Raw genomic sequence first — 21502 nt, forward strand, 5'->3', positions numbered from 1 at the left:
CGAGTCAGAGCCCACCGAGTCTGCGGTCCGGGGCGGCCGATACGAGGACGAGACAACCATGTTACACCCGTCGAGACTGTGCGCCGCGGCGCTTCTTGCGGCGAGCCTCGGCGGCTGCCAGGCCCTGGGCGGCGGTGGCGGCGTCATGCCGGAAACCGATCTCGGCCCCCCGCCCTCCGCTCGCGGCACGCTGCCCGGCCGCCCCCTGCGCAGCGCCCAGGTCGACGACGAGGGCCGCCCCCTCGCCGCAGCGCCGACTCGCCCCCTGGAGCTGCCGAAGACCATTCGCGGTCAGACCCGCACCGCCGAGGAAGGCCCGCGCCGGATCCGCCGCGAGGAGATCGACGGCGAGCCGACGACGCGGACCAGTTCCGGCGGCCTCGCCCCACAGATGGGCTCGAGCGGAAGCGTGGGCCTCGGCGGCAAGTTCTGAGACCCTGCCCGACCTGATCGCATCAGGGCGGCGCCGCAAATCCGGCTCGGCTCCGACGGCTCAGGCCGTCGGCGCCTTCCGGCCGCCCCAGTGGTCGTCGAGGCGCCCGCCGAAGCGCGGATCGGAGAACGGGTCCTCGCCGGGGCCCTGCGTCGGTGCGCCTTCGAGATCGGCGGGGTCGATATCGACCACGTATCCACCGAGTTCGACCGAGTAGGTCAGCGCGTTCCACGGCAGCGGATGGTAGGCCTCGCCGAAGCCGAGAAATCCGCCGAAGGACAGCACGGCGTAGGCGACCTGTCCCGAGACCTTGTCGACCATGAAATTGTGAACACTGCCGAGGTGGCGGCCGGTCCCGTCGTAGACCGGCGTGCCCTCGACCTTGTCCGAGGCGATCAGACGGGGCGTCTCGTCGGTCGCCACGCCCTCACCGGAGGTCGGGTCCAGTTCGAGCGTCCCCGGCTTTCGATAGGCCCGCTCTTCGGGCAGATCCGTCGGCATCCAAGTCTCCGAATTGTCCAGACCGTCCCCGACCGGCCTCTGACGGGGCCGTGAGCCGGGGTGTTGCTTGAATGCGGCGCGGCGGGCGCGGTTCCCCCTCCATTCGGGCGGAGGCGGCGCGGGCCCGGCTTTCGCCCGCCGGATCGGGCCGGTCGGTGTGAACGACGGTGCAAAAAATCCCTCGGGCAGCGGATTGCGTTGCGAAAAGGTCCGCTGATCTGTGGATGGACGGCACAGCGGTGCCGTTCTCCACTTGGAACGGGCGCGGCACCGCTTAGTTGTTGCTCCTCAGTGCCCCCATGCCTCTCGGGGACCCCCTTGGGCTCGTGGCACGAATCTGCCGGTCCGCAGGACGGAGGGAAACCATGGCTACCAAGACGACGGAGAAGAAGGCGGCTGCGCCCAAGAGTGCCCCGAAAAAGGAGACTGCTACCAAGGCTGCCTCCGGCACCAAGCCCAACGCACTTCAGCAGCCCCTGAAGCCGTCTCCCGAACTCGCCGCCATCGTCGGCGACAAGCCCCTGCCGCGCGGCGAGGTCGTCAGCAAGGTGTGGGAGCACATCAAGAAGCACAACCTCCAGAACCCGGAGAACAAGCGCGAGATCGTCGCCGACGACAAGCTCAAGAAGATCTTCGGCAAGGACAAGTGCTCGATGTTCGAGATGAACAAGCATCTCGCCGCGCACCTGAAGTCCTGATCGAACAGAGCCGTTCGCGGACCGTCCCTCGGAGTACGGAACCGGTCAGGCCGGTCCGTACGTCCGGCGGGTTCGGGTGCGGCGGATCTCAGGCGATGCCGCGCAGCACGCCGCCATCGACTCGAAGTGCCGCCCCCGTGGTGGCGCTCGCGGCGGGTGTGCAGAGATAGGCCACCATATTGGCCACTTCCTCCGGCCGCGCGAGGCGCTTCAGGAGCGACGTCGGTCGGTTCTCGGCGATGAAGGCGCGGCCCTTGGCCTCCAGGTCGCCTTCGCCCGCGCCCATCGATTCCAGGAAATCGACTACGCCCTCGGTCATGGTCGGGCCGGGCAGGACGCTATTGACGGTGACGCCGCTGCCGCCGACGGTCTCGGCCAGACCGCGGGAGACCGCGAGCTGGGCCGTCTTCGTCATGCCGTAATGGACCATCTCCGGCGGGATGTTGACGCCCGACTCGCTGGCAATGAAGACGATCCGGCTCCAGCCGCGCTCGACCATGCCGGGTCCGTAGGCGCGCGCGAGGCGGATGCCGCTCATCACGTTGACCTCGAAGAAGCGGCGCCACTCGGCGTCGGCAATCTCGAAGAACGGCTTCGGCTCGAAGATGCCGGCATTGTTGACGAGGATATCGACCCGCGGCAGGGCGGCGACGAGTTCGGCCGCGCCCTCCTCGGTGCCGACATCGCCGATGCCGGCGATGAACTCACCGCCGGGCACCTCACCGCGCAGGCGCACGATCGCCGCGTCCACCCGCTCGGCGGTGCGGCCGTTGACGGCGACATAGGCGCCGAGCCGGCCGAGTTCGCGCGCGACGGCGTAGCCGATGCCGCCGGTCGAACCGGTGACGAGGGCGCTGCGCCCCTTCAGGTCGATGTCCATCAGCCGCCTCCGCTCGCCGCGATCATCGTTGTCGACGCGACAACGCATGAGCGGGAGGTTGGTGCTGATCAGCGGTCGCGGGTCACGGTCCCGTCCGTCGTAGGCCGCTCGCGACGGCGCCGGTGAGCGCCAGGGCGACAGCGCACCAGAGGGTGACGGCGAAGGCGCCCACCGGCCCGCCAGGGATCACGCTGAACAGCACGGCGACCAACGCCGCTCCGACCGATTGGCCCACAAGCCGGGCGCTCGCCTGCATGCCGCTGGCGCCGCCGCTGCGCTCCCGCGGGGCGCTGGTGATGATGACCTTGTTGTTGGGCGACTGAAACAGCCCGAAGCCGATGCCGGAGAGGGTCAGACGCCAGACCACGTCGAGCGTCGAGGGCGTCTCCGGCAGGAGCGCGAGAGAGGCCATGCCGGCCGCCAGCAGGACGAGGCCGAGACTGCCGAGCAGGCCCGGCGGGAAGCGGTCGGCGAGCCGGCCGGCGAAGGGTGACATCGCCGCGATGGCGAGCGGCCAGGGAGTCATCAGGAAGCCGGTGCGGGTCTCCGAGAAGCCCAGCCCGTCGTGGAAGTAGAAGGGTAGGGCGACGTAGGCGATCATCTGCGCCGCAAACGAGCAGACCGAGGCCACCATCGACAGGGCGAAGGCCGGGATCCGCAGCAGGTCGAGGGGAAGCAGCGGCGCCGCCAGCCGGATTTGGCTGCGCACGAAGACGACGCCGACCGCGAGCGACGCCCCCATCGCCGCCACGGCGAGCCCGCGCGTGCCCGGATCGGCGAGGCCGTCGAGGCCGACGATCAGCAGGCCGATGGTGAGGGCGTTGAGGCCCGCGCTCCTGAGATCGAAGCGGCGGGCGGAGCGGGGCGTGTGCGGCAGGGTGCGGACCCCGACGGCGAGCGCGACGAGCCCGACCGGCAGGTTGACGAGGAACAGCCAGGGCCAGGTCGCCACCGAGAGAATCGCGGCGGCGACCGTCGGCCCGGCGGCGGCGGCCACCGCGACGATGAGCGCCACGTTGCCGACCCCGCGCCCGATCAGCCGATGCGGGTAGATGAAGCGCACGAGCGCGATGTTGACGCTCATGATCCCGGCCGCGCCGAGCCCCTGCGCCACCCGCGCGGCGGTGAGGCTCGCGAGGCCGGGCGCGAAGGCGCAGGCGAGCGAGGCGGCGGTGAAGACGGCCAGACCGCTCAGATAGACCCGGCGATAGCCCCAGATCTCGCCGAGCGTCGCCAGGGGCAGGAGGGCGGCGGTGACGGCGATCTGGTAGGCGCTGACGATGAAGATCGCGTCGGAGGCCAGCACGTCGAGGTCGCGGGCGATCACCGGCAGGGCGACGTTGACGATCGCGCCATCGAGCACCGCCATCGCGATGGCGAGCGCCATGGCGGAGAGCGCCAGCATCCGGTCCCGCAGCGGCAGCCCGTCGCCGCCGGCCTCTCCTGACTTCCGTGCCGTCACCGTTCACCATCCGGAGCTTGCAGGCGGCCGATCCGCCCTATCTGTCCCTCACCGGACGATGCGCCGCGCTTCGGAACGTGCGTGCCGCCGGGACAGAGTTCACGCCGAGCGCGCCGTCCTCGGGCGGACCGAGCCCTGGACGCGGCGCTCAGGTTCTGTGTCTCTGTATCGTCTTTTCTCGACAGCCGGCCACCGGAGACGAAGCGTCCATGCGTGCCTATCCGCTCCTTGCCTCCTGCCTCGCGCTCTGCCTCGCTCCCCTGCCGGCCCTGTCACCGGCGGTTGCCTGGGCCCAGGAGCAGACGCCGCTCGGCATCGGCCTCGAAGGCTTCACCTATCCCTTCCCGGTGCGCTTCCTGCCGCTGATGCGCGATGGCGAGGCGCAGCGCCTCGCCTACATGGATGTGCCGGCCGCCGAGAACGCGAATGGCCGCACGGTGCTGCTGCTGCACGGGCGCAACTTTCCTTCGAGCTACTGGGACCCGGTGATCCGCGCCCTCTCGAATGCCGGCTACCGCGTGGTGGTCCCCGATCAGCTCGGCTTCGGCAAATCCTCGAAGCCGGTCGGCGCCTTCACCTTCGACCGGATGGCCGCCGACACGATCGCGCTCGCCGACAGTCTGAAGATTCCGCGCTTCGATGTGGTCGCCCATTCCATGGGCGGCATGCTCGCGGTGCGGCTGGCGCGCAGCTACCCGCAGCGGGTCAACAGCCTGGTGCTGGAAGCCCCGATCGGGCTGGAGGATTACCGCTACGCCGTCCCGCCGGTCTCCGACGAGACGCTCATGGCGCGCGAGGGCGATCTCAGCGCCGACGCCTACCGCAAGCAGTTGATGACGAGCTACGCGCTCTCGATCCCCGCCTCGGCGATCGAGCCCTTCGTGTCGATCCGCGAGCGCGTGAAGGGCTCGGGCGAGTATCCGCGCTGGCTCCGGTCCTTCGTGAACTCCTACCAGATGATCTGGGGCCAGCCGGTCGTCCACGAGATCCCGCTCGTGAAGGCGCCGACCCTGTTCATCATGGGTGCCAACGACCACAACGCCCCCGGCAAGGGCTTCGCCCCGGCGGAGATGCGCTCCGGCATGGGCGACAACACGGGCCACGCCCGTGCCCTCGCCAACCGGATGCCGAACGGCAAGGCGGAGGTGATCAACAATGTCGGCCACCTCGTCCACATGGAGGCGACCGAGATGTTCAACACGCTGACGCTGGAATTCCTCAACACGCACTGAGTCCCCCTTAAGGGGACGGGGCAGCAATCCGGAGTTGACCCATGGACGTCGGTTTCATCGGGCTCGGCCGCATGGGCCGGGCGATGGCGGCGCGGCTCGTCGCTGCGGGGCACCGGGTGCGCGTGTGGAACCGCTCGCCGGAGGCAGCGAAGGCGGTCGAGGGCGCCGAGCCCGTCGCCAGCGCCGCCGAGGCTTTCTCCGGGGACGCGGCCATCACCATGCTCGCCGACGACGCGGCCCTGCGCTCGGTGATCGTCGAGGGCGGGTTGCTCGATTCCGGCGGGCGTCCGGGCGTCCATGTCGGCATGTCCACGATCTCGGTGGCGCTCGCCAAGGAGCTGGCGGCGGTCCACGGTCGCGCGGGCGTGCCTTATGTCTCCGCCCCGGTCTTCGGCCGGCCGGATGCGGCCTCGAACGGTGCGCTCAACATCATCGCCGCCGGCGATGACGCGGCGATCGCACGGGTGCAGCCGCTGTTCGATGCCATGGGCAGCAAGACCTGGCGCTTCGGCGCGGAGCCGGAGCGGGCGAACGCCGTCAAGCTCGCGGGCAATTTCATGCTGGTGTCGGCCATCGAGGCGATGGGGGAGGCGGCCGCCTTCGCGGAAGGGCACGGCATCGCCGGAGCCGACGTGCTGGAGATGCTCACCAGCACCCTGTTCGCCTCACCGGTCTACAAGAATTACGGCGCGATGATCATGGCGGGCCGCTACGAGCCGCCGGGCTTCACCATCCGACTCGGCCTCAAGGATGTCCGCCTCGCGCTGGCCGCGGGTGAGGCGGTCAACGTGCCGATGCCGTTCGCCAGCGTGCTGCGCGACAACCTCCTCGACGCCATCGCCCACGGCGACGGCGACAAGGACTTCGCCGGCCTCGCCACGGTGGCCGCCCGGCGCAGCGGGCGGTAGCCGCGCCCTATTTCTTGGTGCTCACGGCGGTCTGGCCGAACATCACCCGCTTGGCGTCCTCGCTCATCGGCTGGCCGTAATTCGGATTGACCTCGGCCGCGCGCGCATAGGCGGCCTTGGTTGCGGGCCGCTCGGCAATCGCCTCGAACCAGCGCTTCAGGTTGGGATGGTCGTCGAGGCGCTGGCCCTGCTTCTCCCACGGCACGATCCAGGGATAGGCCGCCATGTCGGCGATGGTGTAGTCGGCGCCCGCAACGAAGGCGCTGTCGGCGAGCCGGCGGTCGAGCACGCCGTAGAGCCGGTTCGTCTCCTTCACGTAGCGGTCGATGGCGTAGGGGATCTTCTCCGGCGCGTATTGCGAGAAATGGTGGTTCTGGCCGAGCATCGGCCCGAGCCCGCCCATCTGCCAGAACAGCCATTGCAGGGTCTCGGCCCGCCCGCGCAGGTCGGCGGGAAGGAAGCGCCCGGTCTTCTCCGCGAGGTAGAGCAGGATCGCCCCCGACTCGAACAGCGAGACCGGCTCGCCGCCATCGGCCGGGGCGTGATCGATGATGGCCGGCATGCGGTTGTTCGGCGCGATCTTCAGGAAGGACGGCTCGAACTGCGCACCCTTGCCGAGATCCACCGGATGGATCGTGTAGGGGAGGCCGGCCTCCTCCAGGAACATCGTCACCTTGTGACCGTTCGGGGTCGGCCAGTAGTACAGATCGATCATCGCTGCGCCTTGTCTCCGAGCCCGCGAGGGCGAGGCCTCCGACCTGCGGCGAAGTGGGATCGCTCGGCGATCCGATCAAGCCGCGGCCGGCGCGCGGGCTTTGCACCGATTCCCTGAGCACGTCCTTTACCTTTCCGTGCTGTGCTGCGCGGGACGAAAGGCGACGGTTCATGGTCTCGGCAGTCTCGACGAGTTCGGCGGGCGTGAGCGCCGCCCTGCAGCGCTTCGACGGGGCGGCCGCCCGGGTCGCCTCGCCCCGATCCGCCGCCGAACCCGTCACGGCCGTGACCGAGCTGGCCTCGGCCTCGTTCGGCGTCTCCGTGAACACCGCGGTGCTGAAATCCTCGATCGAGGCCGAGAAACGCGTCCTCGACATCCTCGTGTGACGAGCGGCGCCTTGCCGGCCGAGAGCCGAGGCGGTATCTCCCTGACAGCGTCGGGGTGTAGCGCAGTCTGGTAGCGCATCTGCTTTGGGAGCAGAGGGTCGTAGGTTCGAATCCTATCGCCCCGACCATACCTTCCCCGGAGACGACAGCCGTCCGATGCCGAGCGCCCGCATCTACCGTCCCGCCAAGGATCCCACGCAGTCCGGGCTCGCCCGCACCAAGCAGTGGGTGCTGGAGTTCGACCAGACCGAGCCGCGCGAGACCGATCCGCTGATGGGCTGGACCGGCTCCTCGGACATGCTGCAGCAGGTCCGGCTCGAATTCGACACGTCGGAGGAGGCGGTGGCCTACGCCCAGTCGGCGGGCATCGCCTACCGGGTCGAGGAGACGCCGCCGCCGATCGCGCGCAAGGGCCTGTCCTACTCCGACAATTTCAAGTTCAACCGCACGGCGCCCTGGACGCACTGAGCCAGGTCCTCAGCTCCCCTTGCGCTCTGCCCAGGCGCGGTAGGGGCTCGGCTCGCCGGGCACCGGGTGGTGGCGCACCTGCATCGGCTGCTCTTCGAGTGGCCGGCACAGCTCGGCATAGATCCCGGCACTAATCAGCCCCTCGGCCTCCGCCTCCTCGGCGGTGAAGGCGAAGTACCCCTGCTTGATCCCGGCGAGCCGCATGGCTGCATGGCACATCGGGCAGGGCCGCCCGCTGGCATAGACGATGCAGTCGTCGAGCTTGGGCCGACCGAGCCGCTGGCTCGCCTCCCGCAACGCCACCATCTCGGCGTGATCGCTCGGATCGTTGGTGCGGTGGATGCGGTTGGCCGCCCGCGCCACGACCTCGCCGTCTCGCACGATCACCGCCCCGTAGGGGCTGCCGCCCTCGGCGACGTTGGCCAGCGCCAGTTCGGTCGCCTCGCGCAGATAGTTTTCGTGAACCGGCATTCGCTTTCTCCTCATGCCAAATCCGGTTGATCCCCTCGGGATGGCGGATCTGGACTTCGCTCAAGCGCCGCGCGGGCTGGCTGATCCGCGCCCCGCTCTGATCGAGCGGAGACCCTATCAGAACGCGTAGCGCACGCGGCAATAGGGCATCCGCTCGGCGAGCAGCGTCTTGAACCGGGCAAGCCATTGTCCCTTCCAGCCGGTGCGATAGCGCAGGTTGTCGCCGCCGCCCTCGGAGCGCTTCGTCTCCTGAATGTCCGGCCGCCAGAGCAGATCCTCGGCCTTCGGGTGCCAACCGAGATTGACCGCGTGCAGCCCGGCATTGTGGGTCAGCATGATGATCTCGCAGGCGAGTTGGTCCTTGGCTGCGCCCGAGATCGTCCTGTCGATCGCATCGAACAGCGCCGCCCAATCCGCCTCCCAGCCCTCGTAGAGGATGACGGGCGAGAAATTGACGTGGACCTCGTAGCCGGCCCTCACGAAGTCGTCGATCGCGGCGATCCGCTCGGGGATCGGCGTGGTCCGGACATCGACGATGCGGGCGATCCGGGCGGGCATCAGCGAGAAGCGGATGCGGGTGCGCCCCTGCGGATCATAAGCGAGGAGATCCCGGTTCACCGCCTTGGTCGCGAAGGACCCCTTGGCGTTGGGCAACCCGCGAAACAGCGCGACGAGATCGCGAACGTTGTCGCAGATCATCGCATCGATCGAGAGATCGCCGTTCTCGCCGAGATCGTAGACCCAGGCCTGCCCGTCGATCTGGTCGGGCTCGGGCAGCGGACCCTGCTTGCCCGCATGGCGCGCGATCGCGGCGCAGACCGCCTCGGCATTCACGAACAGCGAGATCGGGTTGGAAAAACCCTTGCGGCGCGGCACGTAACAATAGGCGCAGGCCATCGCGCAGCCGTTCGATGTGGAGGGCGCGATGAAATGAGCGGAGCGACCGTTGGGCCGCATCGCGAGCCCCTTCTTCACGCCGAGCACGAGAGTCGAACGCTTGATCCGCACCCAATCCTCGACCGAACCGGCATTGCCGTGCAGGTCCGGGATGTTCCAGTGCGAGGGGACCTCGATCCGCTCGGCGTTGGGATAGCGGGCCAGGATCTCGCGTCCGCGCGGGTAATCGGCGACCGCGGGCTCGTAGAAGATGCGGTCGATGTCGATGAGGTCGCGCGGGGCCATGGGCCGGATCTAGGGCGCTCGCGGCGATCCACCGGCCCCTGCGGCGACAGGCCGTCGCCCTAACGGCCGGCCGCCGGGCCGGATCCCGTCATTGCGCGTCGGCGCGGCGATCCAGCGGCACGCCCTGTCCGGATCGCCGCGCCATGACGGAGCGAGCGTCAGAGCCGTGCCAGCAACTCCGCCTTCTTTCCCGAAAACTCCGCGTCGGTCAGCACGCCCTTCTTGTGCAGCTCCGCCAGCCGTTCGAGGATCGAGAGCACATCGGCGGAGTCTGCGCCCGCAGAGGCCGGACCCTGCCGATGGGCAGCGGCCGCGGCCGGACGAGCGGCGAACGCCGAAGACGATCCCATCGAGAACGTGGAGGCCGTCGCAGCCGTGGAGACCGAGGGCTTGTCCGACGCGTCCCGCTCGACAGGCGTCAGATCGTCCAGCGAAAAACTTCCCTGCGGACCGCTGAAGCGCAGCGACGAGGTCCCGCCCTGCTGCTGGCTCGCACCGGTGACGATGCGCTCACCCGTGTCGTAGAGGGCGAGCCGGCCGTCGGTCTCGACGGCAAGCCGCCGCCTCTCGGGGAAGAACGCGTAGCGCGTGCCGTTCTGCGCCCCCGCGCTCGACGGGAGGCCGAGTTCCTCCGGCCACCAGTTGCCCGAGGCTGCCTCCTCGCGGAAACCGGAGAGCGGCAGGGCCGCGGCGAGTTCGGTGCAGAGGGCATCGACCCGCGCCTTCAGGGCGTGGTTGTTCATCGATCCGACCATCACCATTCCGCCGCGCGACCATTGCCCGAAGCCGCCAAGGTCGGGATGGTCGAACTGGGCCATGTTGCCCTGGCCGGATTGAAGGGCCCGCAGCAGGTGTCGCACCGCCTCCAGGCTGACGCCGTGCCGCTCGGCCAGGGTCTGAAGGCCGTTGGGCCGGTGTTCGGAGTCTTCGATCATCAGCGCGTGTTCTCCACGGGCGTATCCGTTCCGATCGATGGGGAGCGGTGCAACGCGAGCCTCCACCGCGAGTTTCGTCCAAGGCTAACACATCGCTCTCCCACATCCGCGACAGCGTGCGGCGGATCGGGAAAAATTTGCTGCGCCGCATCAGCCGAGACGGAGCTTCGCGGTTCCGTGAACGTTCAGAGTCCGGCCGGACCCGAGGGGGCCGCCACCAACGAGAATGGGACGACGATGGCCGATACCGAGAGGAATGGGATGCCGAAGCCGCGCACCTCGCGCACGCGAATTCGCGAAGGCTCGCCGCATCCCCGCGGTGCGACCTGGGACGGGCGCGGCGTCAACTTCGCCTTGTTCTCCGCCCACGCGACAAAGGTCGAGCTGTGCCTGTTCGACGATGCGGGCGAGAAGGAAGTCGAACGCATCGAACTGCCGGAATACACCGACGAGGTCTGGCACGGCTACCTGCCGGATGCGCGCCCCGGCACGATCTACGGCTACCGCGTCCACGGCCCCTACGAGCCGGAGGCCGGCCACCGCTTCAACCCGAACAAGTTGCTGATCGACCCCTACGCCAAGGGGCTGGTGGGCACCATCGAGTGGAACCCGGCCCTGTTCGGCTACCAGATGGAGACCGGCGACGACCTCACCTTCGATGAGCGCGATTCCGCCCCCTACACCCGCCGTTCCCGCGTGATCGATCCGGCCTTCACCTGGGGCCGCGATGCCAAGCCGCGCGTGCCGTGGGAACGCACCATCGTCTACGAGACCCATGTGAAGGGCTTCACCAAGCTGCATCCGGCGGTGCCGGAGAAGCTGCGCGGCACCTATGCCGGCATGGGCCACCCGGCGGTGCTCGACTACATCAAGAGCCTCGGCATCACCTCGGTCGAACTCTTGCCGGTGCATTCCTTCGTGCAGGACGATTACCTGCAGCAGAAGGGCCTGATCAACTACTGGGGCTACAACACTATTTCGTTCTTCACGCCGGCCCGGCGCTACGCCGCGGTGCCGGACTTCGCCTTCTCAGAGTTCAAGGAGATGGTGGCGCGCATGCACGGCGCCGGCCTCGAGGTGATCCTCGACGTCGTCTATAACCACACGGCGGAGGGCAACGAGAAGGGTCCGACCCTGTCCTTCAAAGGCGTCGACAACGCCTCCTACTACCGGCTGCTGCCGAACCAGCCGCGCTACTACATCAACGACACCGGCACCGGGAACACCTTCAACCTCTCGCACCCGCGGGTGCTGCAGCTCGTCACCGATTCGCTTCGCTACTGGGCGACGGAAATGCGGGTCGACGGCTTCCGCTTCGATCTGGCGACCATCCTCGGCCGCGAGCCCTACGGCTTCGACGAGGGCGGCGGCTTCCTCGATACCTGCCGCCAGGATCCGGTGCTCAACGATGTGAAGCTCATCGCCGAGCCGTGGGATTGCGGCCCCGGCGGCTATCAGGTCGGTGGCTTCCCTCCGGGCTGGGCCGAGTGGAACGACCGGTTCCGCGACGACGTGCGCGGCTACTGGAAGGGCGATGCCGGGCTGCTGCCGGGGCTAGCCTCGCGCATCACCGCGTCCGCCGACAAGTTCAACAAGCGCGGACGCCGCCCTTGGGCCTCGGTGAACTTCATCACCGCCCATGACGGCTTCACGCTCAACGACACCGTTTCCTACAACGAGAAGCACAACGAGGCGAACGGCGAGGGCAACCGCGACGGGCACGGCCATAACCTGTCCTACAATTACGGCGTCGAGGGCCCGACCGACGATCCGGAAATCCGCACGGTGCGCCTGCGCCAAATGCGCAACATGCTCGCCACCCTGTTCCTGTCGAAGGGCACGCCAATGCTGCTCGCCGGCGACGAGTTCGCCCGGACCCAACAGGGCAACAACAACGCCTATTGCCAGGACAACGAAGTCTCCTGGGTCGATTGGGGCGCCATCGGCGAGGAGGAGCGGGATCTCGCCGAGTTCACGCAGCGCCTGATCCTGCTGCGCAATTCGCTCCCGATGCTCTCGCGCGGCCGCTTCGTAACAGGCGCCTACGACGAGGAATTCGGTGTCAAGGATGTGACCTGGCTCACGGCCGCCGGTACCGAGATGAGCCCGGAGAACTGGAACGACGGCAATTCGCGGACCCTGGCCGTCCTGCTCGACGGGCGTGCGCAGGCGAGCGGCATCCACAAGCGCGGCGGCGATGCCACCCTGCTTCTGTTCTACAACGCCTATCACGACGTGGTGGACTTCACCTTCCCCGAGGCCGCCGGTGGCACCGCCTGGACGCGGCTGCTCGACACCAACCTGCCCGACAGCCAGGAAGTGGAGAGCTTCGCCGTGGGCGAGAGCTACTCGGTCACGGGCCGCTCGATGCTGATGTTCGTGCTCAAGCCGATCGAGAGCGAGGGCGAGGAGCACAGCGACATGGAACGCTCCTACCAGTACGTGATGCAAGCCTTCGAGCGGGCGAATGTCGAGAACGTCAGCTTCGGCATCGACGAGGAGGGCTGACGCCCTCGGGCAGGACCGCCCTGCCGGGGCGGCCCTGCCCGCCGTGACGGGCGCGCGGACTCGATCGTTCCTGCGCGCTCAACTTTGCATCGTCTTTCTGCCCAGCGTTTTTCTACAAAGTTCGGGGCCCCCCTTTCGAGACGACGCTCTACACTCCAGCAGTGAGGAAGCGGCGGCGACGCCGGTGGCCTCGACCATCACGCCACGCCGCGGGTCCGCATGACCGACATCCCCGAGAAGAGACCCCACGGCGTCCACACGAGCGTCGAAGCCGGCGCGGCCGGCCACGAGTTCGATGCGGGCAACGACATCTTCTTTGCCGCCGTTTCGATGACCCGCATGCCGATGGTGGTGGTCGACCCGAACCGGGACGACCATCCGATCGTCTTCGTGAACCAGGCCTTCCTGGAAATGACGGGCTACGCCCGCGACGAGGTCATCGGCCGCAACTGCCGCTTCCTCCAGGGGCCCGAGACCGATCCGGCGACGCGGGCGCAGGTGCGCGATGCCATCGCCGCCCGGCGCGACGTCGCCACTGAGATCCTGAACTACCGCAAGGACGGCTCATCCTTCTGGAACGCGCTGTTCGTCAGCCCGGTCTACAATGCGGCCGGCGACCTCGTGTACTTCTTCGGCTCGCAGCTCGACATCACCCGCCGCCGCATCGCCGAGGAATCGCTGCATCAGGCGCAGAAGATGGAGGCGATCGGCCAGCTCACCGGCGGGATCGCCCACGACTTCAACAATCTGCTCCAGGTCATCCTGGGATATGCCGACTCGCTTGCGACCAATCTCGAACGGCCGGACGCCGATCCCGGCCGCATGGGCCGTGCCGTGGGCAACATCCGCGAAGCGGCCGAGCGCGCCTCGACACTGACGCAGCAATTGCTGGCCTTCGCCCGCAAGCAGCGCCTCGTCGGCCGCACCCTCAATCTCAACGACCTCGTCACCGAGACCAAGGAGCTGGCCGCGCGCACGCTGGGCGACGCGGTGACGATCGAGACCGATCTCGCCCCCGATCTCCGCGCCTGCCGGATCGACCGGACCCAGGCCGAGGTCGCCCTGCTCAACGTTCTCATCAACGCCCGCGACGCGATGCCGGAGGGCGGACACGTCACCATCACGACCCGCAACGAGGAAGCCAGCCGCCCCGACGGCACCGGTCGCCTCGTCAGCGTCGCGGTCACGGATACGGGCTCCGGCATCCCCTCGGATGTGCTGGCGCGGGTGATGGACCCGTTCTTCACCACGAAGGAGGAGGGCAAGGGCACCGGGCTCGGCCTGTCGATGGTCTACGGCTTCGCCAAGCAGTCGGGCGGCTTCGCGCAGATCGAGTCGGTGATGGGGGAAGGGACGACCGTGCGCCTGTCCTTCCCGGCCACCGAGGAGGAGGGCGAACCGAACGAGCCGCCTCCCTCGATCGATGAGCGGCCGGGGACGGAGACGATTCTGATCGTCGACGACCGCGCCGACGTCGCCGAACTCGCCCGGGCGATCCTGCGCGACTACGGATACGGCACCCTGATGGCCCGCCACGGCCGCGAGGCCCTAGAGATCCTTGGCGACCATCCGGAGATCGACCTGCTGTTCTCCGACCTGATCATGCCCGGCGGCATGGACGGTCTGTCGCTTGCCCGCGAGGCGCGTCGCCGCCACCCCGCCCTCAAGATCTTGCTCACCACCGGCTACGCCGAGGCCAGCCTTGAGCGAACCGGCATCGAGCGTCCGGAGTTCGATATCCTGAACAAGCCGTACCGCCGCGCCGAGCTGATCCGGCGGGTGCGTGCGGCCCTCGACGCGCCGGTCCAAACCTGACCGCCGCGGCCAATCGGGAGAGCATCATGGCTCAGGGCGACAAGTCGAAATACACGGACAAGCAGATCCGCAAGGCGGAGCACATCGCCGAATCCTACGAATCCCGCGGCGTGCCCGAGAAGGAAGCGGAATCCCGCGCCTGGGCGACCGTCAACAAGGATGACGGCGGCGGCAAGAAGCCCGGTGGCTCGGGCCGCGGGCGCTCCACCGGCCATCCCGCCGCGCATAAGGGCGGTCGCAGCGGCGGTACGGCCTCGGCCTCGCGCACCAAGGAAGAGCGCTCGGCCTCGGCCAAGAAAGCGGCCGAGACGCGCAAGCGGAACGCGGCGAAGAAGGCTGGGTGAACGCCGAAACATAACCTCCCCCGCTGCGGGGGGAGGGTGCGTCGCGGATGCGAGGCGGGAAAGTGGCCGGCCCCGAACTCTCCGGAAACGGCGCGCCCCTCACCCGGCCCGCTTCGCGAGCCACCCTCTCCCGCAGAAGGGAAAGGGAAGCGGGCGGCCTCTACCTCACCCCGCCATCGCCGCCTTCAGGTTCTCATCGACCTTGTCGAGGAAGCCGTTGGTGGTGAGCCACTTCTGGTCCGGGCCGACGAGGAGGGCGAGATCCTTCGTCATGTGGCCGGCCTCGACGGTGTCGACGCAGACCTTCTCCAAGGTCGCGGCGAACTTGGCGAGGTCGGCGTTACCGTCGAGCTTTGCCCGGTGGGCGAGGCCGCGAGTCCAGGCGAAGATGGAGGCGATCGAATTGGTCGAGGTCGCCTTGCCCTTCTGGTGCTCACGGTAGTGGCGCGTCACCGTGCCGTGGGCGGCCTCGGCTTCGACCGTCTGGCCGTCCGGCGTCATCAGCACCGAGGTCATCAGCCCGAGCGAGCCGAAGCCCTGCGCCGCCGTGTCCGACTGCACGTCGCCGTCGTAGTTCTTGCAGGCCCAGACATAGCCGCCCGACCACTTGAGGCAGGAGGCGACCATGTCGTCGATCAGGCGGTGCTCGTAGGTCAGGCCGAGCGACTGGAACTTCGACTTGAACTCCTCGTCGAACACCTTCTGGAACAGATCTTTGAAGCGCCCATCATAGGTCTTCAGGATGGTGTTCTTGGTCGACAGATAGACCGGGTACTTGCGGGCGAGGCCGTAGTTGAACGAGGCGCGAGCGAAATCGATGATCGACTGGTCGAGGTTGTACATCGACATCGCGACGCCGGCATCGGGGAACTTGAAGACTTCCTTTTCAATGACAGTGCCGTCGTCACCTTCGAACTTGATAGTGAGGCGGCCCTTGCCCGGCACCTTGAAGTCGGTGGCGCGATACTGGTCGCCGTAGGCGTGGCGGCCGATCACGAAGGGCTGGGTCCAGCCCGGCACGAGACGCGGCACGTTCGAGCAGATGATCGGCTCGCGGAAGATGACGCCGCCGAGGATGTTGCGGATCGTTCCGTTGGGCGAGCGCCACATCTCCTTGAGCTTGAACTCCTCGACGCGCGCCTCGTCCGGCGTGATCGTGGCGCACTTCACGCCGACGCCGTGGCGCTTGATCGCTTCGGCCGCATCGATCGTGACCTGATCGTTGGTCGCGTCGCGGTGCTCGACGCCGAGGTCGTAATAGTCGAGGTCGAGATCGAGGTAGGGATGGATGAGCTTGTTCTTGATCTCAGCCCAGATGATCCGGGTCATCTCGTCGCCGTCGAGTTCGACGACCGGATTGGCCACCTTGATCTTCGCCATGTCGGTCCCTCGATTACCCGGTGCCGCGCATTCGGCCGATTGCCCTTTGCGCGTCCTCCCGGAACCCCGTTGCCGCCCCTATAACGCAGCGCAGCAAGCCGACAAAGCCGGGCTCCGGGCACCGGTTTCGGATATGCGGATCTGTTACCGGCGCAAGAGCAACCGGCCGCCGCCGTCCTCTGCGGCATCCGTCATGGGTCGAGGCATGCCCCGCGTCATTCGCTTCCGATAGAGACGAGCCGGCTCGGGCATCCCGCATCCCGCTCCCCGGCCAAAGCAAGTGTCGCTCCGGCACAAGAGCGCACGCCACGGCCGCGCTAAGCGGCCTGGACAAACCCGGCTGCCGCTGCGACGACCCCGGCCGTCCATCGCATGGCCGATCACGAGGAAGGACACATCATGAGCGACCGCATCATCCTGCGCGCCGGCGAGGCGCTCGTCGCGGGCGGCCCGCCCAACACCGCGTCCGAGCCCGAAGTCATCATCGGCGAGCTCGACGGCCCGGTTGGCACCGCACTCGCCACGCTGACCGGCGATCAGGTCGTCGGCCACAGTCGCGTCTTCGCGCTCCTGAACACCGACATCATGGTCCGGCCCGTGACGCTGTGCGTCTCCAAGGTGAGCGTGACCGAGAACAAGTACACCTCGATCCTGATGGGCACGGTGCAGTACGCCATCGCCAACGGCGTGCTCGACGCCGTGCGGGCCGGCTACATCCCCAAGGAGAAGGCCAACGATCTCGGCATCATCTGCTCGGTCTGGCTCAGCCCCGGCGTGATCCAGGACGAGAACATCGACCACAAGGCGCTGTTCGAGATCCAGCGCAAGGGCATGACCGAGGCGATCCGCAAGGCCATGACCAACGAGCCGTCGATCGACTGGCTGCTCGAGAACCAGGATAAGATCGTCCACAAGTACTACCAGATGGGTCTCGACGGTAAGATCTGAGTCGTCTCGCATTTGGCGCCGCCGGCTTCGCTGGCGGCGCCGGACCGTTCGCGCATCGTCCGCGATTTGCAGATTGAGGCCGTGCCCGCGGCATGCGAGAGGGCGGCTATGAACGCCCCCGTCGTCATCCTGGTCGAGCCGCAATTGGCCGAGAATATCGGCATGGCAGCCCGCGCCATGGCGAATTTCGGGCTGTCGGAGTTGCGCCTCGTGGCGCCGAAGAACGGCTGGCCGAAGAAGGGCGTGCGGGAGGCGGCCTCCGGTGCGACGCACGTGCTCGACGGCGCGAAGATCTACGCCACCCTGGCCGAGGCCATCGCCGACCTGCACCACGTTCTCGCCACCACCGCCCGCGAGCGCGGGCAGATGAAGCGGGTCTTCGCGCCCGACGAGGCGATGACGGTGGTCGCCGAGCGGGTCGGGCGCGGCGAGCGGATCGGGCTGATGTTCGGGCGCGAGCGTGTGGGCCTCAGCAACGACGAGGTGTCGCTAGCCGACGCCATCGTCACCTTCCCGGTGACGGAGGAATTCCCCTCGCTCAACCTCGCCCAGGCCGTGCTTCTGATGGGCTACGAATGGCGCCGCGCCGCAGGCCTCGCGACCCTCCGTTTTTCCGGCGAATTGCTCTCGCCACCCGCCACCCGCGAGGCCCTGCTGTCGCTGTTCGCCAGCTTGGAGGAGACGCTGGCGGGCGCCGGATTCTACCCACCGGAGAAGCGCGAGATCATCGCCCGTAACATGCGCGACATGCTCCACCGCATGGCGATGACCGAGCAGGACGTGCGCACCTTCCGCGGCGCGCTGCGGGCGCTGAGCCGCCGCGGAGCAAAGGGCGACGAGGCTTGAGAGCCTCGGGCATCGTCCTCGATAACGGATCCGGGACGATGCTCTCGTCTCTTAGTTCTGCATCGCTCGGAAAGCCGGTGACCACCTTTCGGGGCGATGCTCTACCGCCGCACGAGGCCGAACCGCGTCAGGCAGACATGCTTGGCGAGCGAGGCGGGCGCAATCGGCACCGCCGGCGTCGTCCCGTAGGGCTCGCCGGTCGCCGTATCCTCGGGTGCCCGGAAGGCACCGGGGACGTAGGTGGTCTCGCAGTGATCGAACTTGTTGCAGACGGCGAGCTTGGTGCAGATCGTTTGGCCCGCCCGTTCGTAGACATAGTAGGTCGCGCCGGAATAGGGCGGCCGAGGAAAGGACTCGGTCCGCACCGTCGTCACTTCCGCAGCGCTGGCTGCCATCGGCAGAAGCAGCGCCGAGAAGACGCCCCACCACGCCACGCGCATCGACCGCTCCTCCCCCAGAGACGTGGCCATCAAGCGATCCGGATCACGATCTTACCGACATGGGAGGCTTCGGCCAGGGCCGCCAGCGCGGCGGGCGCCTCGTCGAAACCGTAGACCCGGTCGATCACCGGCTTGATCGCGTGCAGGGCGATCGAGCGGTTCATGTCCTCGAACATCTCCCGCGGCCCGACGGCGACGCCGCGCACGATGCAGCTCGCGCCCAGGATCGCCAGCGGGTCGATCGCCTCGCCCTGCGCCAACAGCCCAATCAGGCCGACATGCCCGCCCGGTCGGGTCGAGGCGATGGAGCGTGGCAGCGTTCCGGTGCCGCCGACCTCGACCACGTGATCGACGCCGACGCCGCCGGTCAGCCGACGCACCTCCCGCTCCCAATCGGGATGAGTGCGATAATTGATGGTCTCGTTCGCGCCGAGCGCGCGCGCCTTCTCCAGCTTGGCATCGCTCGATGAGGTGGCGATGACCCGCGCCCCGGCCGCGTGCGCGAGCTGGATCGCGAAAATCGAGACGCCCCCGGTGCCGAGCGTCAACACCGTCTCGCCGGCCCGCAGGGGCTTGAGCCCGTAGAGCGCGTTCCAGGCGGTCACGGCGGCACAGGGCAGGGTCGCGCCCTCCTCGAAGCTCAGATGATCGGGAAGCGTGACGAGCCCGTCCTCGTCGAACACTTGGTACTCGGTGAGCACCCCATCGATGGCGCCGCCGAGCGCCGTCTGCCACGTATCAGCCACCTGGGCGCCACCGAGCCAGCTCTGCGAGAAGATGCCGGCGACGCGCTCGCCGCCGGTGAAGCGGCGCACGCCCTCGCCGAGCGCCACGATCTCCCCCGCGCCGTCCGAGACCGGGATCAGCCGGTCGAGATTGATCGCGAAGGGATAACGGCCCTGGCAAATCAGCAGGTCGCGGTAGTTCAGCGAGGCCGCGCGCATTCGCACGAGCACCTGCCCGCGACCGGGTTCCGGGGTGGGGCGCTCGACGCTCTTCCAGCTATCGAGACCTGCGGCGGCGGACATTTCGTAGGCGCGCATGGCCGTCTCCCGTGGCAGCTTCGATTCTCGGATCGACGCAAGGCCCATATGGGAAGAGGCCGCCCGAAGGCGACCTCTTCCTCATCATTCCGAAGGCCGGCCGGAAAACGGACCTCTCGCCGTCACCGCCTCACGCCGCGCGCACCGTCGTGAGGAAGCGGCTCACTTCCGCCGAGAGACGCTCGGACTGGCGCGACAGCTCGGAGGCTGCGCCCAGCACCTGACTTGCCGCAGCGCCCGTCTCTTCGGAGGCGCGGGCGACGCCGGCGATGTTGGTCGTCACCTCGCCCGTTCCGGTCGCGGCCTGGGCGACGTTGCGCACGATCTCTTGGGTTGCCGCCCCCTGCTCCTCGACCGCCGCCGCAATGCCGGTGGCGACACCGCTGATCTCGCGGATACGGCCGGAAATGCCTTCGATGGCCAGGACGGCGTGATCGGTCGCGCCTTGGATCGTGCCGATCTGCTGCGCGATCTCGCTAGTGGCCCGCGCGGTCTGGTTGGCGAGCTCTTTGACCTCGGCGGCGACCACCGCGAAGCCGCGGCCAGCCTCACCCGCACGGGCCGCCTCGATCGTGGCGTTCAAGGCGAGCAGGTTGGTCTGCCCGGCGATCGTCGAGATCATGGCCACCACGTCGCCGATCTTGGACGCCGCACTCGACAGGTTCTGGACCAGTCCCGCGGTCTGATCGGCCTCGCCGACCGCGATCTGCGCCAGTTCGGACGAGTTGGCGACCTGCCGGCCGATCTCGTGGACGGAGGTGCCGAGCTCCTCCGCGGCCGCGGCGACGGTCTCGACATTCGTCGCCGCCTCCTCCGCCGCCGAGGCAACCGTGACCGATTGCGACGCGGTCTCGGTGGCGGTCCCCGACATGCTCTCGGCCGTGGCCTGCAACTGCGTCGCCGCCGAGGTCACGGTGCCGATGATCCCGCCGATCGCCGCCTCGAAACTGTCGGCCATCGCCCGCATCGCAGCCTTTCTCTGCTCCTCGGCCGACGCGCGGGCGAGGGCCGTCTCGGCTTCCAGCGCACGGGTCCGGATCAGATTGTCCTTGAACACCTGGACCGCGCCCGCCATGGCGCCGATCTCGTCCCGGCGCTGCCGATAGGGCACCGGCGTCTCGACATCGCCGGCAGCGAGCGCTCCCATGGTTCCGGTCATGCCGGTGATCGGCCGAGAGATCCGAAACAGCCCGAACAGCATGGCGCCGAGAGCCAGGAAGAGTGCCAGCGCGACCGACACGACGGCCGTCACGGAGGCGCTGTCGGCCGCGCCGACCGCCGCGTCCGCATCCCGCTGGGCCGCCCCCCGGTTCAGGGCAACGACCTGCATCAGGACGTCGCTGGCAGCGGTGTAGAGCTTGAACAGATCGTTGCCGGCCAGCTCCGTGACGGCTTCCTGCTGTCGGCCCGCATCGATCAACCGGATCAGTCGGGAGCTTGCCTGCTCGTAGCGATCCCAGTTTGAGGAGAACTGATCGTAGAGGGCGCGTTCCTGCTGCGATGAAATCAGCCCCTCGTAGCGTCGCCGGGCATCCGCCATCTCCGCTCCGGCCTGTTCGTAGAGGTTCCGATAGGCGGTCAACGCCTTCGGATCGTCGACCGTCGTGGCCATCCGGAACTGCCGCAGACGCACACGGCTGGCGGTGGCATTCATCTCGTTGGCCGTGACGACCGACGGAAGCCAATTCGACGCGACTTCGTTGACGCGTTTTCGAATGGAAGACAGCTCACCGAGCGAAATCGCACCTTGTATGGCCGTAATGAGCGCGACCCCCCCGAAGAGAGCAGCGAGAGTGGCCTTGAGACTGAGACGCATGGGCGAAGGAGGCGCGTAAAGTGCCAAGTCGCCCGCCGCGCACGGACCGACCGGGTCTTCTGACGAACATTTGATATCGTTGAAATATTAA

The 21502-nt window shown here is 68.1% G+C and carries 22 protein-coding genes and 1 tRNA gene; 12 read left to right on the forward strand and 11 right to left on the reverse strand.

Annotated features, from left to right (window positions below; genetic code table 11):
* Positions 1 to 58 precede the first annotated feature (58 nt).
* Positions 59 to 433 (forward strand): hypothetical protein, encoded by a 375-nt coding sequence (locus LPC10_RS15535; RefSeq protein WP_231343096.1) that lies wholly within the window; start codon positions 59 to 61, stop codon positions 431 to 433.
* 60 nt (positions 434 to 493) lie between these two features.
* Here the strand turns inward: LPC10_RS15535 and LPC10_RS15540 are convergent, their stop codons facing one another.
* Entirely contained in the window at positions 494 to 934 is a 441-nt protein-coding gene (locus LPC10_RS15540; RefSeq protein WP_231343097.1) for a PRC-barrel domain-containing protein, read from the reverse strand.
* 365 nt (positions 935 to 1299) lie between these two features.
* On the opposite strand from LPC10_RS15540, the gene LPC10_RS15545 reads away from it, so the two are divergent.
* Positions 1300 to 1632, forward strand: a complete 333-nt coding sequence (locus tag LPC10_RS15545; protein ID WP_017486375.1) for an SWIB/MDM2 domain-containing protein — start codon at positions 1300 to 1302, stop codon at positions 1630 to 1632.
* An 88-nt stretch (positions 1633 to 1720) separates the two neighbouring features.
* Here the strand turns inward: LPC10_RS15545 and LPC10_RS15550 are convergent, their stop codons facing one another.
* Positions 1721 to 2512, reverse strand: coding sequence for an SDR family NAD(P)-dependent oxidoreductase (locus LPC10_RS15550; protein ID WP_231343098.1), 792 nt, complete (start codon positions 2510 to 2512; stop codon positions 1721 to 1723).
* 82 nt (positions 2513 to 2594) lie between these two features.
* Complete coding sequence (locus LPC10_RS15555) at positions 2595 to 3917, reverse strand: MFS transporter (RefSeq protein WP_370644731.1); 1323 nt, start codon at positions 3915 to 3917, stop codon at positions 2595 to 2597.
* 266 nt (positions 3918 to 4183) lie between these two features.
* On the opposite strand from LPC10_RS15555, the gene LPC10_RS15560 reads away from it, so the two are divergent.
* Positions 4184 to 5206, forward strand: coding sequence for an alpha/beta fold hydrolase (locus LPC10_RS15560; RefSeq protein ID WP_305080609.1), 1023 nt, complete (start codon positions 4184 to 4186; stop codon positions 5204 to 5206).
* Between the two features lie 41 nt (positions 5207 to 5247).
* Positions 5248 to 6114, forward strand: coding sequence for an NAD(P)-dependent oxidoreductase (locus tag LPC10_RS15565; RefSeq protein ID WP_231343102.1), 867 nt, complete (start codon positions 5248 to 5250; stop codon positions 6112 to 6114).
* 7 nt (positions 6115 to 6121) lie between these two features.
* Here LPC10_RS15565 and LPC10_RS15570 read toward each other — a convergent pair whose 3' ends face one another.
* Positions 6122 to 6829: a glutathione binding-like protein gene (locus LPC10_RS15570; RefSeq protein WP_231343104.1), complete on the reverse strand. Its 708-nt coding sequence runs from the start codon at positions 6827 to 6829 to the stop codon at positions 6122 to 6124.
* A 170-nt stretch (positions 6830 to 6999) separates the two neighbouring features.
* On the opposite strand from LPC10_RS15570, the gene LPC10_RS15575 reads away from it, so the two are divergent.
* The 3 genes from LPC10_RS15575 (at position 7000) to LPC10_RS15585 (ending at position 7683) form a co-directional block, all read left to right on the forward strand.
* Positions 7000 to 7215, forward strand: coding sequence for a hypothetical protein (locus LPC10_RS15575; protein WP_231343105.1), 216 nt, complete (start codon positions 7000 to 7002; stop codon positions 7213 to 7215).
* Positions 7216 to 7266: 51 nt separating this feature from the next.
* Positions 7267 to 7343 (forward strand) — tRNA-Pro (locus LPC10_RS15580).
* 28 nt (positions 7344 to 7371) lie between these two features.
* Positions 7372 to 7683, forward strand: a complete 312-nt coding sequence (locus tag LPC10_RS15585; RefSeq protein WP_231343107.1) for an ETC complex I subunit — start codon at positions 7372 to 7374, stop codon at positions 7681 to 7683.
* A 9-nt stretch (positions 7684 to 7692) separates the two neighbouring features.
* On the opposite strand, the gene LPC10_RS15590 is transcribed toward LPC10_RS15585, so the two are convergent.
* From LPC10_RS15590 to LPC10_RS15600, 3 genes are all read right to left on the reverse strand, one after another.
* On the reverse strand, positions 7693 to 8154 hold the full coding sequence (locus tag LPC10_RS15590) for a nucleoside deaminase (RefSeq protein ID WP_231343109.1): 462 nt from the start codon (positions 8152 to 8154) through the stop codon (positions 7693 to 7695).
* A gap of 117 nt (positions 8155 to 8271) precedes the next feature.
* Complete coding sequence (locus tag LPC10_RS15595; protein WP_231343111.1) at positions 8272 to 9336, reverse strand: spore photoproduct lyase family protein; 1065 nt, start codon at positions 9334 to 9336, stop codon at positions 8272 to 8274.
* 158 nt (positions 9337 to 9494) lie between these two features.
* On the reverse strand, positions 9495 to 10271 hold the full coding sequence (locus LPC10_RS15600; RefSeq protein WP_231343112.1) for an SHOCT domain-containing protein: 777 nt from the start codon (positions 10269 to 10271) through the stop codon (positions 9495 to 9497).
* Between the two features lie 237 nt (positions 10272 to 10508).
* Between LPC10_RS15600 and glgX the strand changes: the two genes are divergently transcribed.
* From glgX to LPC10_RS15615, 3 genes are all read left to right on the forward strand, one after another.
* Positions 10509 to 12779, forward strand: a complete 2271-nt coding sequence (gene glgX, locus LPC10_RS15605) for a glycogen debranching protein GlgX (RefSeq protein WP_231347066.1) — start codon at positions 10509 to 10511, stop codon at positions 12777 to 12779.
* 219 nt (positions 12780 to 12998) lie between these two features.
* Positions 12999 to 14594, forward strand: coding sequence for a hybrid sensor histidine kinase/response regulator (locus LPC10_RS15610; protein ID WP_231343115.1), 1596 nt, complete (start codon positions 12999 to 13001; stop codon positions 14592 to 14594).
* Positions 14595 to 14620: 26 nt separating this feature from the next.
* Positions 14621 to 14938 (forward strand): plasmid stabilization protein, encoded by a 318-nt coding sequence (locus LPC10_RS15615; RefSeq protein ID WP_231343116.1) that lies wholly within the window; start codon positions 14621 to 14623, stop codon positions 14936 to 14938.
* Between the two features lie 165 nt (positions 14939 to 15103).
* Here the strand turns inward: LPC10_RS15615 and LPC10_RS15620 are convergent, their stop codons facing one another.
* The gene (locus tag LPC10_RS15620) at positions 15104 to 16318 is read right to left on the reverse strand and encodes an NADP-dependent isocitrate dehydrogenase (protein WP_231343117.1); all 1215 of its coding nucleotides are present in this window, start codon (positions 16316 to 16318) and stop codon (positions 15104 to 15106) included.
* Between the two features lie 399 nt (positions 16319 to 16717).
* Between LPC10_RS15620 and LPC10_RS15625 the strand changes: the two genes are divergently transcribed.
* Both LPC10_RS15625 and LPC10_RS15630 read left to right on the forward strand, forming a co-directional pair.
* Complete coding sequence (locus tag LPC10_RS15625) at positions 16718 to 17266, forward strand: formaldehyde-activating enzyme (protein WP_133090371.1); 549 nt, start codon at positions 16718 to 16720, stop codon at positions 17264 to 17266.
* Between the two features lie 108 nt (positions 17267 to 17374).
* Complete coding sequence (locus LPC10_RS15630; protein WP_231343118.1) at positions 17375 to 18112, forward strand: RNA methyltransferase; 738 nt, start codon at positions 17375 to 17377, stop codon at positions 18110 to 18112.
* Between the two features lie 101 nt (positions 18113 to 18213).
* On the opposite strand, the gene LPC10_RS15635 is transcribed toward LPC10_RS15630, so the two are convergent.
* From LPC10_RS15635 to LPC10_RS15645, 3 genes are all read right to left on the reverse strand, one after another.
* Positions 18214 to 18582: a hypothetical protein gene (locus LPC10_RS15635; RefSeq protein ID WP_231343119.1), complete on the reverse strand. Its 369-nt coding sequence runs from the start codon at positions 18580 to 18582 to the stop codon at positions 18214 to 18216.
* Positions 18582 to 19595 (reverse strand): NAD(P)-dependent alcohol dehydrogenase, encoded by a 1014-nt coding sequence (locus LPC10_RS15640; RefSeq protein ID WP_231343123.1) that lies wholly within the window; start codon positions 19593 to 19595, stop codon positions 18582 to 18584. The genes LPC10_RS15635 and LPC10_RS15640 overlap by 1 nt, the downstream gene beginning before the upstream one ends.
* Before the next feature lie 130 nt (positions 19596 to 19725).
* On the reverse strand, positions 19726 to 21411 hold the full coding sequence (locus LPC10_RS15645; RefSeq protein ID WP_231343125.1) for a methyl-accepting chemotaxis protein: 1686 nt from the start codon (positions 21409 to 21411) through the stop codon (positions 19726 to 19728).
* Positions 21412 to 21502 lie beyond the last annotated feature (91 nt).

The organism is Methylorubrum sp. B1-46, from assembly GCF_021117295.1.
In the GTDB taxonomy this organism is placed as follows: Bacteria; Pseudomonadota; Alphaproteobacteria; order Rhizobiales; family Beijerinckiaceae; genus Methylobacterium.

Excerpts from the sequence above, each read along its gene's own strand:
- LPC10_RS15585 (WP_231343107.1), top strand. The coding sequence starts at position 7,372 with ATGCCGAGCGCCCGCATCTACCGTCCCGCCAAGGATCCCACGCAGTCC.
- LPC10_RS15600 (WP_231343112.1), bottom strand. The coding sequence starts at position 10,271 with ATGATCGAAGACTCCGAACACCGGCCCAACGGCCTTCAGACCCTGGCC.
- LPC10_RS15575 (WP_231343105.1), top strand. The coding sequence starts at position 7,000 with ATGGTCTCGGCAGTCTCGACGAGTTCGGCGGGCGTGAGCGCCGCCCTG.
- LPC10_RS15615 (WP_231343116.1), top strand. The coding sequence starts at position 14,621 with ATGGCTCAGGGCGACAAGTCGAAATACACGGACAAGCAGATCCGCAAG.
- LPC10_RS15630 (WP_231343118.1), top strand. The coding sequence starts at position 17,375 with ATGAACGCCCCCGTCGTCATCCTGGTCGAGCCGCAATTGGCCGAGAAT.
- LPC10_RS15635 (WP_231343119.1), bottom strand. The coding sequence starts at position 18,582 with ATGGCCACGTCTCTGGGGGAGGAGCGGTCGATGCGCGTGGCGTGGTGG.
- LPC10_RS15545 (WP_017486375.1), top strand. The coding sequence starts at position 1,300 with ATGGCTACCAAGACGACGGAGAAGAAGGCGGCTGCGCCCAAGAGTGCC.
- LPC10_RS15535 (WP_231343096.1), top strand. The coding sequence starts at position 59 with ATGTTACACCCGTCGAGACTGTGCGCCGCGGCGCTTCTTGCGGCGAGC.
- LPC10_RS15595 (WP_231343111.1), bottom strand. The coding sequence starts at position 9,336 with ATGGCCCCGCGCGACCTCATCGACATCGACCGCATCTTCTACGAGCCC.
- LPC10_RS15645 (WP_231343125.1), bottom strand. The coding sequence starts at position 21,411 with ATGCGTCTCAGTCTCAAGGCCACTCTCGCTGCTCTCTTCGGGGGGGTC.
- LPC10_RS15625 (WP_133090371.1), top strand. The coding sequence starts at position 16,718 with ATGAGCGACCGCATCATCCTGCGCGCCGGCGAGGCGCTCGTCGCGGGC.
- LPC10_RS15560 (WP_305080609.1), top strand. The coding sequence starts at position 4,184 with ATGCGTGCCTATCCGCTCCTTGCCTCCTGCCTCGCGCTCTGCCTCGCT.
- LPC10_RS15620 (WP_231343117.1), bottom strand. The coding sequence starts at position 16,318 with ATGGCGAAGATCAAGGTGGCCAATCCGGTCGTCGAACTCGACGGCGAC.
- glgX (WP_231347066.1), top strand. The coding sequence starts at position 10,509 with ATGGCCGATACCGAGAGGAATGGGATGCCGAAGCCGCGCACCTCGCGC.
- LPC10_RS15565 (WP_231343102.1), top strand. The coding sequence starts at position 5,248 with ATGGACGTCGGTTTCATCGGGCTCGGCCGCATGGGCCGGGCGATGGCG.
- LPC10_RS15640 (WP_231343123.1), bottom strand. The coding sequence starts at position 19,595 with ATGCGCGCCTACGAAATGTCCGCCGCCGCAGGTCTCGATAGCTGGAAG.
- LPC10_RS15570 (WP_231343104.1), bottom strand. The coding sequence starts at position 6,829 with ATGATCGATCTGTACTACTGGCCGACCCCGAACGGTCACAAGGTGACG.
- LPC10_RS15590 (WP_231343109.1), bottom strand. The coding sequence starts at position 8,154 with ATGCCGGTTCACGAAAACTATCTGCGCGAGGCGACCGAACTGGCGCTG.
- LPC10_RS15540 (WP_231343097.1), bottom strand. The coding sequence starts at position 934 with ATGCCGACGGATCTGCCCGAAGAGCGGGCCTATCGAAAGCCGGGGACG.
- LPC10_RS15610 (WP_231343115.1), top strand. The coding sequence starts at position 12,999 with ATGACCGACATCCCCGAGAAGAGACCCCACGGCGTCCACACGAGCGTC.
- LPC10_RS15555 (WP_370644731.1), bottom strand. The coding sequence starts at position 3,917 with ATGCTGGCGCTCTCCGCCATGGCGCTCGCCATCGCGATGGCGGTGCTC.
- LPC10_RS15550 (WP_231343098.1), bottom strand. The coding sequence starts at position 2,512 with ATGGACATCGACCTGAAGGGGCGCAGCGCCCTCGTCACCGGTTCGACC.